This window comes from Stenotrophomonas nitritireducens, assembly GCF_050984405.1.
Taxonomy (GTDB): domain Bacteria; phylum Pseudomonadota; class Gammaproteobacteria; order Xanthomonadales; family Xanthomonadaceae; genus Stenotrophomonas; species Stenotrophomonas nitritireducens_B.
In genome coordinates, this window is sequence record NZ_CP158790.1 from 125,858 (window position 1) to 139,433 (window position 13,576).

Sequence of the window (13,576 nt, forward strand, 5' to 3'; positions counted from 1 at the left end):
CGCTCATTTCAGTGCTCCGGCAGGGGCGGTCGGATCGTTGCTGACGTCCACCTTGACCCTGGCGCGCGCCTCCGGGCTCAGGCGTCGGGCCAATGCGTCATGCACGGCCCTGGCGCGACGCAGGCCGAGCGCGGTGTTGTAGGCATGCGAAGCGCGCACGTCGGTATGCCCGACGATGGCGATGTTGCCGCCCCCCATGCGCTCCAGCGCCGCGGCCATCCTGTCCAGCAGCGGCTCGAACTGCGGGCGGATCGTCGATCCGTCGGTATCGAACAGCACCGTGCCGAGCAGCGCACCACCTTCGCCGACCCCCGCGATCAGCGAATCCGGTTCGTCCACCTCGGCCCGGATGCTGACCACGAGCCCCTGTGCAGCGGCCGGATCCAGCAATCCACGCAGGGCCTGCTTGACCGCGTTCGCGCGGTCGAAGGCCAGGCCCTGCCCGTCGGCATTGGCCTGGATCACCACTTCGCCGCCGTGGTACTGGCGCACCTTGGCCGCCATGGCCTCAATCACCGGCGTGAACCGCTCGCGGACTTCCGCGCTGCCTGGCGCGAAGAACACCTCGCCCATCTCCAGTTCGATCTTTTCGCTGCCGCCTTCGATGATCCGCTCCGGCAGCTTCACGCCCCAGTCGAACCGGACCGGCACGCCGGGGGTAGCCCGGCGCAGCACGGGATTGTCAGTGGTGAATCCGGCGCCGGCCGGCAGCGTGGACGGATCGACCTTCAGGATGAAGTTGCGCCCACGCTCCCATGCGCCGCCGTCGACGCCGGCCAGGTGGTAGCGGCCGAACTGGTCGGTCTCGATCAACAGGCCTTCCACCGAGGCGATACGCACGCCCGGGATGCCGCGCTCGTCGATTCCGGCATTGCTGATGACGTAGTCGACCACGTAGCCGCCCTCGCCCTGGCCCACCAGGCGCTCCACCGTGGGCGCCGCCGCGTTCAATCCCTTGGCCGCGTCGCCACTCTTCCCGACGACGGTCCTGCCATCCTTGTCCATGCGCACCGTGGTTCCCTGCGCGCTGGTCAGCACGAAGTCGTCGGTGAACGCCAGCTCGCGGAGACGCTGGCGGATCACCACCCGATGCGCCGCGACCGGATCGGCCACCGACTGGCGGCCGCTGATCCGGCCCAGGTCGATGCCACGCAGCATCGACGCGCCGGTATCGGCCTGCGGCTGCGGGCCCGCGCCGCGGTCCACCGTGGTGGAACCGGCGATGTAGGCCTGCGCCGCAAACCCGCCACGCACGCTCACGCCGCTCAGTTCGGCGCTGTCCTGCCAGCCGTCGCCATCGCGGTCGTTGAACACCGTGCCGAACACCAGGCTGTCGTCCAGCAGCGGATCGGCGGCCAGGACCACCTCGGCCGTCGCCACGTTGGATACGGGTTCGCCCTGGGGCGAATACGCCTGCGCCTGGTTGATGTGAGTGCCCGGGCGGACGCCCGCGCCGACGCGCATCACGTAGACAAGCGCCACCTTCCGCCCTGCCGGTACGTCCAGGCCGGAGAAGCGCAGCGGGCGGCCACCCGATGCGGTCGCCATTCCATCGGCATCGCCCGAAACCAGCGAGCCCTCCACGTAGCTGAAGCCCTCTGCGGGCATGTCCACGATGCTGCCATCGACCAGGTCGGTCGTGCCGACGTTCTCCACGGCCAGCCGGTACTGGACCAGGTCGCCGATGCGTACCTCGCGCACGCCGGCCGTCTTGGTTACGCGGAGTTCCACATTGGACTGCACCTCCACCGTGATGGTGGCCGGATCGCAGTTGGTCGGATTCAGGACTTCGCAGATCTGGTACGTGATCACATAGGTGCCGGCCGGCGTTCCTGGCGGCACATGCACGCTGCCGGTGGTGGTATCCAGCGTGGGTACCGGTCCACCATTGATCGGCGTTGCAGGAATCGTCATGGTGCCCGTGATCAGGGACACGTCGATGATGGGCCGGCCGTTCAGGGTATCGTCGGCATAGGCATTGCCCGCGCTCGGGTTGCCTGTCGCACTGTCGATACCCGTGTACGTATCGTCATTGGCGATGATCCGCGGTGCCACCACCGCCACCGTGATGATTGCAGTGTCGCAGTTGGCTGGATCGGCCTTCTCGCAGATCTGGTAGGTGATCGTGTAGCTGCCCGCGGGCGTACCCGCCGGTACGCTTACCACACCCGTAGCCGGGTCCAGCGTCGGCACGGGGCCACCATTGATCGGCGTCGCCGGCGTCGTCACCGTACCCGTGATGAGGGAGGGCTCGACAGGTTGGCCATTCAGCGTGTCGTTCCCGGTATAGGCGTTACCCGCATTCGGGTTCCCCTCCCCGCCATTGATACCTGCATATGAGTCGTCAACTGCGTCGATGACCCGCCGCGTCGTCGGCGTATCGATTGTCGTGGTGCAGGACGGTTCGGTGCTGCCCGCCGGGCAGGTGGGACTGGTTGCCACGGCGGTATTGCGGATGCTGCCCGCCGCCACGTCCGCGGCCGTCACCACATAGGTGCCCGTCAGCACGCATGCCGCACCCGGTGCCACGCTCGCGCAGGTCTGCGTGGCCGGGGTGATCTTCGGGTCGCTGACCACCACGTTGGCCAGGTCGCCGCTGGTGCTGGTATTGGCCAAGGTGACCGTGTAGGTCAGCGTATCGCCCAGGCTCACCGTGCCGCTGCCGTCTTCGTCGGCATTGCCGGTCAGGGCCTTGGTCAGGGTCTGGCTCAGGCCCGTGTTGGTGAACCGGCAAGCGGCCCGACCCGTTGCCGGCGTGAAATACGTGGCCGACGCCAAGTTGGAGCCCGCGTCGATGACCACCGGTACCGGTGTGCCGTTACAGGCCAGCGTGACCACGTAACCCGTTACGCTGCCAACCGAAAAGGTTTCCGTCAGCCTGACCGGCGTACCGCCTGCGGCGTTGGCGGTCGCACCGGTGGTACTGCCGGGGGAGGTGGAACTGCCCGGCATGGCGTTGCTGATATCCGGGTAGGACCCCACGTATGCGGGGTCGAGGGCAATGGCCAGAGCGAGCGTATCGCCGGCTTTTCCGCCGGACCACGACTTGCCCAAGGAAATCCCGTACAGGACCGCATCGCTGTCCGTCGCGCTGTTGCACGCCGGACCGGCTACGTTGCACGCTGGATCGAAAACGCTCGCCGGTGGCGAAACCGTCGCGGTATTGCTTGCGGTCTGCGCAAACGCAGAAGCGGCAGCCAAGGCAAGCCAGTTCGCCGCCACACAGCAGAAAATGCGGCGCAGCCGCGTCGTTCCATACTTCCGCATCACGTAGATCGCCCCCATGACAGCCCAGCGAACTGCACGCCCCGATACGCCGTATCGGTTCACCCTAACGAATCATGCCCGGAAAACGCGTCCGGGATCCCGCGCAAGGTCCTTCACCCGATGCCGGTGCGTCATCGCCCTCTCCATTCGAACCCCCTTCCGGGACAGCCATACAGGTCCATCCGTTTCCCCTCGCCCAGGCATTGCCGCCGGTCCGGAACGTCCCTGGATCAGGTCGGCAAAATCAATCACACCCTGAAAAAGCGCGACTGGAGCATCCCTCCCGCCACGTTCGCAGATTCGGAACCATCCAGCGACGGCAACCATGTGCCGTTCCCATCCGGCGGAAGATAGCATTCACTTTGCCGGTTTTTTATCTTCCTGCATCAAAGTTCCGCCATCTCCCGCGCCACGTCCCGCCTTCCGCCATGATGACTCCAAGGGCGTCGACCGCGGTTCCAACCGGATGTGCCCGTCGTCGCGGAGCGGCTTTCTCTGCTCATTGTGGGGAGCGCTACCCATCGACCTTTGAACAGGTAGCCGTAGATTGCACGCCGGCTCCCGCCGATGCACCCCGTGACCATCGGCGTTTCAGGGCACGACAGACAAAGGAAAAAGGGCTCAAAGAGCCCCCTTCACGCTCTCGGAATCCTTATCGCTCGCGCATGTCGCCTTCGTATATCCTTGCCCGCAACCGATACCTGCCCAGCCAGCGGCCGATGTCTGTCCTCATTCCCGGCAGAGGCTTGAATCACCTTCTGCTGGCTCCATCTGGCTTCCGCCCTGATCGAGGGAGGCCGCCACTGGAATCCGACCGGCCCCGCCTGCAGATCGCTTCAGCGCGGCAACCCGCTCACGCCAGGTCCAGCGAGAAATACTTGGCCTCGAATATCATGGCCTCGCGCTCGTAAAAGCGATGCGCGTCGGTCCGTTTCACGCCCGAAACCAGACGCAGCTGCCGGCATCCCTGCCGCCGCGCATGCCCGGCGACCCAATGCAGCAGTGCGCGGCCGTAGCCCTTGGATCGCTGCCCTTCGGCGACGACCAGGTCCTCTATCTCCAGATAACGCCCTGTGTGCAGCCATTCGCCGATGCGGATGCCCGCCAGCCCGCGGGGAACGCCCTCGTCTTCGATGCAGACCAGCCTGTAGCCCTGCTCGGCCGCCATGCGCGGCACGGCGGAAAGGAAGTCCTCGCGCGAAAGACGCGGACGCAGCGTTGCCATGAGCGGGTAGCAGCGCGCGATCGCGGCCGCATCTTCGACGAATGCGATCTCCATCCCCCCTCCGGCATGCCATTGGACCGCGGTTCCAGCACGCCCGCCCGTCACAGGCGGGCAGTCAGCCCCTCACCTTAACCGCACTTGCTGTAGCCGCAGTTCAGGCAGGTCTGGCAGCCGTCCATGATCACCAGCGCCTTGGTGCTGCACTTGTGGCACATGGTGGCGCTGGGCGGGAAGCTGGTGCCTTCGCCGGTGACTTCGACGTCTTCCTCGCGCCTGGCGGGCGCGGCGGCTACGGCGTCAGTGTTTTTTTTTGAGCGCTCCTCGAACTGCTTGCGCTTCTCGGCGATCAGCGCGCGCTGGTGGGCGCTCATTTCCGGGTCGTGCAGCAGGCCGATCGACTTCATGTGGTCTTCGACGATGGAGCCCAGTTCTGCGACCAGCGAGGGCATGTACACGCCGCCGGCCTTGAAGTAGCCACCCTTCGGATCGAACACGGCCTTCATCTCGTCGACGATGAAGGTGACGTCGCCGCCCTTGCGGAACACGGCGGACATGATGCGGGTCAGCGCCACGATCCACTGGAAATGCTCCATCGACTTGGAGTTTATGAAGATCTCGAACGGGCGGCGCAGTTCGTGCTCGGTGCCGGCGTTGAGCACGATGTCGTTGATGGTCACGTAGAAGGCGTGCTCCACCAGCGGCGACTTGATCTTGTAGGTGCTGCCAATCAGCACGTCGGGGCGCTCGATGCGCTCGTGCATGTGCACGATGTTGCTGTCCTGGGCATCGTCCTGCGCCTGTGCGACCGGAGCCTTGGCCGTCGCTTCCCGGGCCTTGTCGTCCGGGGTGATGACGGAATAACCCTTGATTTTCTTGTCGATCTTGACGGCCATGGTGCGGGTCCTGGTTATGCGTTGTGATGCGGGTTGCGGCGCCCCCGTCCGCTGCGGAACGGGGGCGCGGGTGCGGCTTACCTGCGGGCGGCCTTCTTCGCCGCCTTCTTCACGGTGGCGGTCTTCTTCGCCACCGCCTTCTTCGCCGGAGCGGCCTTGGCGGCCATCTTCTTCCCGACCTTCTTCACCGCCTTCTTCGCGGCGACGGTCTTGCCGGCGACTTTCTTCTCGATCTTCCCGACCGCCTTCTTCACCGCGGCGGTCTTCTTGCCGACGGCCTTGGCGACCTTCTTCTCGGCGGCCTTCACCGTCTTCTTCGCCGCCGCGACCTTCTTCACCGTCTTCCTTTCGGCGGCGACGACGGCTTTCTTGGCGGCGGCACGGGTGCCGGCGCCCTTCTTCTTCAGGCCGGCGGCTTCGGCCTTGGCATTGGCCTTGGCGGCCTCCAGCTTCTGGCGCACGCTCGAGACGGTCTTCTTCACTTCCTTCTTCGCGGCGGCCGCTTTCCGGGCGACGACCTTCTCGGCCTTCTTGACCGCCTTCCCGACCTTGGCGACCTGCTTCTTCGCACCCGCCCCGGCCTTGCGCGCGCGGCTCCTGACCGCGGCAACGGCGTCGCTGGCGGTAGCGGCCATCGCGTCGCCCAGGTGGGCCGCGCTTTCCTTCACGTTATCGGCAACCTGGGAAACGGTCGCCGTCACACCATTGCCATTGCTCATATAGCCCTCCTGGGGGCACAGGGTCCGTAACGTTGGCGATGCTGGATCGAAAGCCGATGGAACAGGGAACAGGCGCGACAGCCCGGTGGCGGAACCACCGTCGCCGTCCCGCCTCGCGGCGGAACGGCATGCGAAGGCGACCTCAGAACTTGCCGTAGTAGCCTTCCTTGAGGGCGTCGAACAGGTTGGCGGCGGTGTGCATCTCGCCGTCGTACTCGATCTGCTCGTTGCCCTTGACCTCCACCACCTGGCCGTCTTCCAGCTCGAAGCGGTAGGTGGTGTTCTCCAGGTCCGCCTCCTTGACCAGCACGCCCTGGAAGGCGGCGGGATTGAAGCGGAACGTGGTGCAGCCCTTCAGGCCCTGCTGGTGGGCGTAGCGGTAGATGTCCTTGAACTGCTCGTACGGATAGTCGGTCGGTACGTTGGCGGTCTTGGAGATCGAGCTGTCCACCCACTTCTGCGCGGCGGCCTGCACGTCGACGTGCTCCTTGGGCGAGATGTCGTCGGCGGCGATGAAGTAATCCGGCAGCCGCGCCTGGTCGTCCTCGGCGAACGGCATGGCCTTGGCATTGACCAGCTCGCGGTAGGCCAGCAGCTCGAAGGAGAACACGTCCACCTTCTCCTTGCTCTTCTTGCCTTCGCGGATCACGTTGCGGCTGTAGTGGTGCGCGAACGAGGGCTCGATGCCGTTGGAGGCGTTGTTGGCCAGCGACAGGCTGATGGTGCCGGTGGGCGCGATGGAGCTGTGGTGGGTGAAGCGCGCGCCGGTCTCGGCCAGTTCGTCCACCAGTTCCGGGGCGACCGTGGCGATGCGCTGCATGTAGCGGCTGTAGCGCGCGTGCAGCACCTTGCCCTGGATCTTCTGGCCGGCCTTCCAGCCGTCCTTGCGCATCTCCGGACGCTGGCGCAGCATCGCCGCGGTGACGTCGAAGGTTTCCTCCATGATCGGCGCCGGGCCCTTCTCGCGGGCCAGTTCCAGGCCGGTTTCCCAGCCGGCCACGGCCATGTCGCGGGCGATGGCCTCGGTGAACTCGCACGATTCGGGCGAGCCGTACTTCATGCGCAGCATGGTCATGGTGCTGCCCAGGCCGAGGAAGCCCATGCCGTGGCGGCGCTTGCGCATGATCTCGTTGCGCTGCTGTTCCAGCGGCAGGCCGTTGACCTCGACCACGTTGTCGAGCATGCGGGTGAACACGCGCACCACTTCCTTGTACTCGTCCCAGTCGAACGAGGCCTTGTCGGTGAACGGGTCGCGCACGAACTTGGTCAGGTTGACCGAGCCCAGCAGGCAGGCGCCGTACGGCGGCAGCGGCTGCTCGCCGCACGGGTTGGTGGCGCGGATGTTCTCGCACCACCAGTTGTTGTTCATCTCGTTGACGCGGTCGATCAGGATGAAGCCCGGCTCGGCGTAGTCGTACGTCGAGACCATGATCATGTCCCACAGGTGGCGGGCGCGGATGTGGCCGTACACCTTGCACGCCACCAGGCCGTCGTCGCGCACGATGTAGTTCTCGTGGGTCGGCCATTCGCGCCAGACCACTTCCTCGCCGCTGGCCGGGTCCAGCTCGGCCTGTTCCTTGGTGTTGATCGGGAACACCAGCGGCCAGTCGGCGTCCTTGTCCACCGCCTCCATGAAGCCGTCGGTGATCAGCAGCGACAGGTTGAACTGGCGCAGGCGGCCGTCCTCGCGCTTGGCGCGGATGAAGTCCTTCACGTCCGGGTGCGACACGTCGAAGGTGCCCATCTGCGCGCCGCGGCGGCCACCGGCCGAGGACACGGTGAAGCACATCTTGTCGTAGATATCCATGAAGGACATCGGCCCGGAGGTGTAGGCGCCGGCGCCGGCGACGAACGCGCCGCGCGGGCGCAGCGTGCTGAATTCGTAACCGATGCCGCAGCCGGCCTTCAGGGTCAGGCCCGCTTCGTGCACCTTCTCCAGGATGCCGTCCATCGAGTCGGTGATGGTGCCCGACACGGTGCAGTTGATGGTGCTGGTGGCCGGCTTGTGTTCCTGCGCGCCGGCGTTGGAGGTGATGCGGCCGGCCGGGATCGCGCCGCGGCGCAGCGCCCAGACGAAGCGCTCGTACCAGTAGGCGCGCTTCTCGTCGCTGCCCTCGGCGTCGGCCAGGGCACGGGCCACGCGCTGGTAGGTGCCGTCGATGTCGGCATCCAGCGCCTGTCCGGCCTTGGTCTTGAGGCGGTACTTCTTGTCCCAGATGTCCTGCGAGGCGGGCTGCAGGGGGATAAGGTCCGATCGGGTTGGGTTGCTGACCACTTCCAGACGCACCGTGCTCATGATGGTGGGAACTCTCCTTGTGCACCTTGCGGTGCGGTTTACCGTTTCCCCGGTCGGGCCGGGCTGCAACGACGACGATGCCGGCGCGTGGTCACGCGCCTGCGGGCGGGCGGGAATCGGTCCGGCGGGGGCCGGTGGTCTGCATCGCTTCCGTCGTCATTGCACGCCTTCCTGCGGGGTGCCTGCACCCCGGGCCTCAACCCTACTTCTTGGGGACGCATTTCACATCAACCCAACATCTAGTGGCTGATGGCGACGCCAAGCTTACCCACCATAGGGGTGATGTCAAACGAAAAATATGTGTCGGGGATCTTGCAATCCGCGCAGGGCTTGGCAGCCCGGCGATTGCGGCGCTGCGGCAGATTTCATTGTCGATTTAGGTCGCTGCCGCCACACTCCCGTTCAGCAACTTCCGCCCCACCGGACGCCCCGAGCGGCGTCCCAGCATGGAACCCCCGGCCACTATGCGACCGCTCCCGACCCTGCTCACCCTCGCCCTGGCCGCCGCCTTCGGCGGCTTCACCGCCAGCGCCATCAACGCCCACCTGGACAACCGCGCCGAGGCCGCCACCGGCGCCCTGCTGCCCGCCACCGCCGCGCTGCCGGCCGCGGTCGCCGGCCAGCCGGTGCCGTCGCTGGCGCCGATGCTGGAGCGGGTGATGCCGGCGGTGGTCAGCGTCAACACCAAGCAGGTGGTGCGGGTGCGCAACCCGTTCTTCGACGACCCGTTCTTCCGCCGCCTGTTCCCGCAGGTGCCGGCCGAGCGCATCAACGAGTCGCTGGGTTCGGGCGTGATCATCGACGCGGCCAAGGGTTACGTGCTGACCAACCACCACGTGATCGAGAACGCCGACGACGTGCAGGTGACGCTGGCCGACGGGCGCACGGTCAAGGCCGAGTTCCTCGGCTCGGACCGCGACACCGACATCGCGCTGATCCGCATCCCGGCCGACAGGCTCACCGCGCTGCCGCTGGGCGACAGCGACCAGCTGCGCACCGGCGATTTCGTGGTGGCCATCGGCAACCCGTTCGGCTTCAGCCAGACCGTGACCTCGGGCATCGTCTCGGCGGTGGGCCGCAGCGGCATCCGCGGGCTGGGCTACCAGAACTTCATCCAGACCGACGCCTCGATCAACCCGGGCAACTCCGGCGGCGCGCTGGTCAACCTGGCCGGGCAGCTGGTCGGCATCAACACCGCCAGCTTCAACCCGCAGGGCAGCATGGCCGGCAACATCGGCCTGGGCCTGGCCATCCCCTCCAACCTCGCCCGTGACGTGGTCGAGCAGCTGATCACCAAGGGCGTGGTGGTGCGCGGCACGCTGGGCGTGGAGACGCAGAACCTGAGCCCGCAGATCGCGCAGGGGCTGGGCCTGGACGAGGCGCGCGGCGCGCTGGTCACGCGCGTGCTGTCCGGTTCGGCGGCCGCCGCGGCCGGGCTGCGCGCCGGCGACGTGATCACCGCGATCAGCGGCCAGCGCGTGGACAACGCCCAGGCGCTGCACAACTTCGAGGGCCTGCAGCCGGTGGGCCGCACCGTCGAGCTGGACGTGCGCCGCGACGGCAAGCCGCTGCAGCTCAAGGCCACGCTCAAGGAACAGCCGCGCGCGGTGACCGGCGACACGCTGGACGTGCGCCTGTCCGGCGCCACCTTCGTCGACCTGCCCGAATCGCTGCGCCAGTCCGGCCTCAACGGCGTGCTGGTCAGCGAGGTGGCGCGCGGCAGCCGCGCCGCGCAGTCCGGCTTGGCCGGCGGCGACATCGTGCTGGCGGCCAGCAGCGGCGAGTTCGTCGACCTGGCCAGCTGGCGCGCGAGCTTCAGCCCGCGGCCGCAGCAGCTGGTGCTGCGCATCATGCGCGGGAATACGCAAGGCCAGCTGGTGATGCGGTAACGGCCGCGCGCTCGTAACGTTCCTTACACCCTGGCGCTGGTATTGCTTGCATCCTGCGCCGCACAGTGGCGTTCCCGCCGAACCAAGGAGACGAAGTGATGAGCCCCACGAACACCGACACCATGAAGGACCACCTGGGCGACGCCGGATCGCACCTGAAATCGGCCGCGCGCGCGGCCGGCACGGCGGTCAAGGACGCGGCCGGCCTGGCCGGCGACGAACTGCGCCTGGGCAAGGCCAACGTGAAGGCCGAGCTGTCCGACAGCGCGCTGTCCGGCCTGGCCGCCGCCGAGCTTTCCGGCGCCGCGGCGAAGGAACAGATGGACGCGCTGATGGACAAGGGCAAGGACCTGATCGACAGCGCCGCCGACCTGATCCGCGAGCGCCCGCTGGCCTCGTTCGGCGTGGCCTTCGCCGCCGGCTGGATCATCGCCAAGCTCGCTCGCAGCAACGACTGACCCGGGCGTGAGCGAAAACACGCCACCGCCGGACGCGGGCGGAAACGGCACGGACGGGGACGGCCAGGCGGCGCCGGGCCTGGAGGAAAGCATCCGCCAGGTCGGCAGCGCCGGCCGGCAGACGCTGGATTCGGCGGCGCACACGCTGCGCTCGCTGCGGCGGCTGGCCTCGGCCGATTTCGCCCTGGCCCGCAGCGCCTTCGGGCGCGCGCTGGCCTGGAGCGGCGTGGCCATCGTGTTCGGCGCCTCGGCGTGGCTGCTGCTGGCCGCCACGCTGATTGCCTTCCTGCACGCCATCGGGCTGTCGTGGTTCGTGTCGCTGCTGATCACCTCGGTGGCGAGCCTGGCGGTCACCGGCTACGCGGTCTGGCGGGTCAGCTATTTCTTCCACCACACCGGCATGCACGCCACGCGCCGGCAGCTGTCGCGGCTGGGCCTGTTCGACGAACCGGCCGAGGACGATCCCGACGCCGACGTGAAGATCCCGGGGGACGGCACGCCATGAATTTCGATGCCCTGCAGCGCCGCGTGCGCCGCGCCGAAGCCGTCGTGCAGGTACGCATGGACGAGACCGTGCAGCACTGGGACGCGCTGGAAACGACCTGGCGCCGCAGCTGGACGCCCGGCCGCATCGTCATCGCCGGCCTGGCCGGTGGTTTCGTGGCCGGCAGGCTGGAACCGGGCGGCGCCTTCAGCGGCGCGCGCTGGCTGCAGATGATCGGCTCGGTCTCCGGGCTGGTGGCCTCGGCGCAGGCCTCGATCGCCACCCTGCAGGAAGCGGGGCTGGCCGCGGCCGCGGCTGCGGCCGGGGCGGCCACCGGCGAAGCCGCCGCGCACGCGGACGACGATGCGCCGGCGCCGCGTCCGCAGGCGGTGGCGGAACCGCCGCCCGGCACGCCGCCGCGGGCCGCCGAGGCGGCTACCGAACTGTCAGAATCCTGATCCGCGCGGCCGCCGGCCGCGCCCTTCCCGCTCCGGAGTGCCGCCCGATGTCCGCACTGCCGTCCGACACGTCCGCCCCTGCGCCTGCCACCGAACCCGCCGCGCCGGCGCCGCGCCCGCGTGCCTCCGCCGCCGTGCTGGTGCTGGCCACGCTGGCGGTCGGCTATACGCTGTGGGCCGCGCAGGACGTGATCCTGCCGGTGCTGCTGGCGATGTTCTTCGCCCTGGTCGGCAACCCGATCATCCGCCTGCTGCAGAAACTGCGCCTGCCGCGTTTCCTGGCCGCGCTGCTGGTGCTGGCCCTGGGCCTGGCCAGCGCCGGCGCGCTGGCGGTGCAGCTGGCCGGGCCGGCGGCCGACTGGTTCGCCGAGACGCCGCAGCAGCTGCGCCAGGTCTCCCGCAAGGTGCGCGACCTGGTGCGTCCGGTGCAGCAGGCCAACCAGGCCGCCGAGAGCTTCGCCCGCGCCGCCGGCGGCGAGGACAACCGCAAGGTGGAAGTGATCCGCACCCGGCTCGACGACCCCTACAAGGTGCTGGTGCGCACGCCGCGGCTGGCCGCCTCGGCGCTGGCGGTGGTGCTGCTGACGCTGTTCTTCATGATCTATGGCGAGAACCTGCAGCGGCACGTGATCGCGCTGCTGCCCAACCGCCAGCAGAAGCGCTTCACCACCGACATCCTGCGCGCGATGGAACGCGAGATCTCGCGCTACGTGCTGACCATCACCATCATCAACGCCCTGGTCGGGCTGGCGCTGGCGGGCGTGCTGGTGCTGCTGGGCATCGCCCTGCCCGAGGCGCTGCTGTGGGGCACGGTGGCGATGCTGCTGAACTTCGCGCCCTACGTGGGCCCGCTGATCGGCATCGCGCTGATGCTGCTGGTCGGCCTGACCCAGTTCCGCGAACCGCTGGCGGTGGCGCTGCCGGCGCTGGCCTACCTGGCGCTGCACACGCTGGAAGGGCAGCTGGTCACGCCGATCGTGCTGGGCCGGAGCATGGCGATCTCGCCCCTGATGCTGGTGCTGGCGCTGATGGTGTCCGGCTGGCTGTGGGGCATCGTCGGCCTGCTGCTGGCGGTGCCGCTGCTGGTCTGCGCCAAGCTGGTGCTGGCGCGGCTGGACGGCATGCAGGGCTGGGCGCGCCTGCTGGAATAGGCAAAGGCGCGGCCCGCCGCGCTGCCGTAAAATGGCCCGGTGAACTTTCCTGTCCTAGCCATCACCCTCGACCTGGACGACACGCTCTGGCCGTTCGCGCCCATCGGCGCGCGCATCGACCAGGTGCTGCACGACTGGATGCGCGTCCACAGCCCCGCCACCGCGGCGATGTACCCGGTGGAGGCCATGCGCGAACTGCGCGTGCGCACCTTCGACGACAACCCGCACCTGCACTACGACCTGAGCGCGCTGCGGCGCCTGACCCTGACCGAGGCGCTGGAGAAGAGCGGCGCCAGCATGGACCTGCTGGAACCGGCCTACGAGGCGTTCTACGCCGCGCGCAACCAGGTGGAGTTCTATCCCGACGCGCTGGACGCGCTGCGGCGCATCGCCGCGCGCGTGCCGGTGGCCGCGGTCAGCAATGGCAACGCCGACCTGGCGCGCATCGGCATCGGCGACCTGTTCGCGTTCCAGCTGGGCTCGCGCGAGTTCGGCGCGGCCAAGCCGGATCCGGGCATCTTCCACGCCGCCTGCGCCCGGCTGGGCGTGGAGCGCACCCATGTCCTGCACGTCGGCGACCACGCCGAGATGGACGTGGCCGGCGCCATGCGCGCGGGCCTGCGCGGCTGCTGGATCAACCGCGAAGCCCAAGCCTGGAGCCACACCGCGCCGCCGCCGGACCTGCAGTTCGACACCCTCACCGGGCTGGCCGACTGGCTGGACGCGCAGGACTGAA

At 68.3% G+C, this 13,576-nt stretch carries 11 protein-coding genes; 6 read left to right on the forward strand and 5 right to left on the reverse strand.

The genetic code is table 11. The annotated features are described in order from the left end of the window. Positions 1 to 3: 3 nt before the first annotated feature. The 5 genes from ABTV91_RS00600 to ABTV91_RS00620 all read right to left on the reverse strand — a co-directional run bounded on the left by ABTV91_RS00600 (position 4) and on the right by ABTV91_RS00620 (position 8,400). The gene (locus tag ABTV91_RS00600; RefSeq protein WP_433852716.1) at positions 4 to 3,285 is read right to left on the reverse strand and encodes a DUF7507 domain-containing protein; all 3,282 of its coding nucleotides are present in this window, start codon (positions 3,283 to 3,285) and stop codon (positions 4 to 6) included. Positions 3,286 to 4,120: 835 nt separating this feature from the next. Next, complete coding sequence (locus tag ABTV91_RS00605; protein ID WP_433852717.1) at positions 4,121 to 4,546, reverse strand: GNAT family N-acetyltransferase; 426 nt, start codon at positions 4,544 to 4,546, stop codon at positions 4,121 to 4,123. A 74-nt stretch (positions 4,547 to 4,620) separates the two neighbouring features. Further along, entirely contained in the window at positions 4,621 to 5,385 is a 765-nt protein-coding gene (locus tag ABTV91_RS00610) for an NrdJb (RefSeq protein WP_433852718.1), read from the reverse strand. Positions 5,386 to 5,462: 77 nt separating this feature from the next. After that, on the reverse strand, positions 5,463 to 6,104 hold the full coding sequence (locus tag ABTV91_RS00615) for a hypothetical protein (RefSeq protein WP_433852719.1): 642 nt from the start codon (positions 6,102 to 6,104) through the stop codon (positions 5,463 to 5,465). Between the two features lie 142 nt (positions 6,105 to 6,246). After that, on the reverse strand, positions 6,247 to 8,400 hold the full coding sequence (locus tag ABTV91_RS00620) for an adenosylcobalamin-dependent ribonucleoside-diphosphate reductase (protein WP_433852720.1): 2,154 nt from the start codon (positions 8,398 to 8,400) through the stop codon (positions 6,247 to 6,249). Between the two features lie 464 nt (positions 8,401 to 8,864). On the opposite strand from ABTV91_RS00620, the gene ABTV91_RS00625 reads away from it, so the two are divergent. The 6 genes from ABTV91_RS00625 to ABTV91_RS00650 all read left to right on the forward strand — a co-directional run bounded on the left by ABTV91_RS00625 (position 8,865) and on the right by ABTV91_RS00650 (position 13,575). Further along, positions 8,865 to 10,289, forward strand: coding sequence for a Do family serine endopeptidase (locus ABTV91_RS00625; RefSeq protein WP_433852721.1), 1,425 nt, complete (start codon positions 8,865 to 8,867; stop codon positions 10,287 to 10,289). Positions 10,290 to 10,387: 98 nt separating this feature from the next. Continuing rightward, the gene (locus tag ABTV91_RS00630; RefSeq protein ID WP_104939780.1) at positions 10,388 to 10,747 is read left to right on the forward strand and encodes a hypothetical protein; all 360 of its coding nucleotides are present in this window, start codon (positions 10,388 to 10,390) and stop codon (positions 10,745 to 10,747) included. Positions 10,748 to 10,754: 7 nt separating this feature from the next. After that, positions 10,755 to 11,252: a phage holin family protein gene (locus ABTV91_RS00635; RefSeq protein WP_433852722.1), complete on the forward strand. Its 498-nt coding sequence runs from the start codon at positions 10,755 to 10,757 to the stop codon at positions 11,250 to 11,252. Then, the gene (locus ABTV91_RS00640) at positions 11,249 to 11,689 is read left to right on the forward strand and encodes a protein sip-5 (protein ID WP_433852723.1); all 441 of its coding nucleotides are present in this window, start codon (positions 11,249 to 11,251) and stop codon (positions 11,687 to 11,689) included. Before ABTV91_RS00635 ends, ABTV91_RS00640 begins: the two co-directional genes overlap by 4 nt. Before the next feature lie 47 nt (positions 11,690 to 11,736). Then, positions 11,737 to 12,840 carry an AI-2E family transporter gene (locus ABTV91_RS00645; RefSeq protein ID WP_433852724.1) on the forward strand — a complete coding sequence of 368 codons (1,104 nt, stop codon included), beginning with the start codon at positions 11,737 to 11,739 and terminating at the stop codon, positions 12,838 to 12,840. Positions 12,841 to 12,879: 39 nt separating this feature from the next. Then, positions 12,880 to 13,575: an HAD family hydrolase gene (locus ABTV91_RS00650; protein ID WP_433852725.1), complete on the forward strand. Its 696-nt coding sequence runs from the start codon at positions 12,880 to 12,882 to the stop codon at positions 13,573 to 13,575. Position 13,576: the final 1 nt, after the last annotated feature.

What these genes read in the sequence shown, in the direction of transcription:
- ABTV91_RS00620 (WP_433852720.1), bottom strand. Translation starts at nt 8,400, where the DNA reads ATGAGCACGGTGCGTCTGGAAGTGGTCAGCAACCCAACCCGATCGGAC.
- ABTV91_RS00645 (WP_433852724.1), top strand. Translation starts at nt 11,737, where the DNA reads ATGTCCGCACTGCCGTCCGACACGTCCGCCCCTGCGCCTGCCACCGAA.
- ABTV91_RS00605 (WP_433852717.1), bottom strand. Translation starts at nt 4,546, where the DNA reads ATGGAGATCGCATTCGTCGAAGATGCGGCCGCGATCGCGCGCTGCTAC.
- ABTV91_RS00610 (WP_433852718.1), bottom strand. Translation starts at nt 5,385, where the DNA reads ATGGCCGTCAAGATCGACAAGAAAATCAAGGGTTATTCCGTCATCACC.
- ABTV91_RS00630 (WP_104939780.1), top strand. Translation starts at nt 10,388, where the DNA reads ATGAGCCCCACGAACACCGACACCATGAAGGACCACCTGGGCGACGCC.
- ABTV91_RS00640 (WP_433852723.1), top strand. Translation starts at nt 11,249, where the DNA reads ATGAATTTCGATGCCCTGCAGCGCCGCGTGCGCCGCGCCGAAGCCGTC.
- ABTV91_RS00615 (WP_433852719.1), bottom strand. Translation starts at nt 6,104, where the DNA reads ATGAGCAATGGCAATGGTGTGACGGCGACCGTTTCCCAGGTTGCCGAT.
- ABTV91_RS00625 (WP_433852721.1), top strand. Translation starts at nt 8,865, where the DNA reads ATGCGACCGCTCCCGACCCTGCTCACCCTCGCCCTGGCCGCCGCCTTC.
- ABTV91_RS00600 (WP_433852716.1), bottom strand. Translation starts at nt 3,285, where the DNA reads ATGGGGGCGATCTACGTGATGCGGAAGTATGGAACGACGCGGCTGCGC.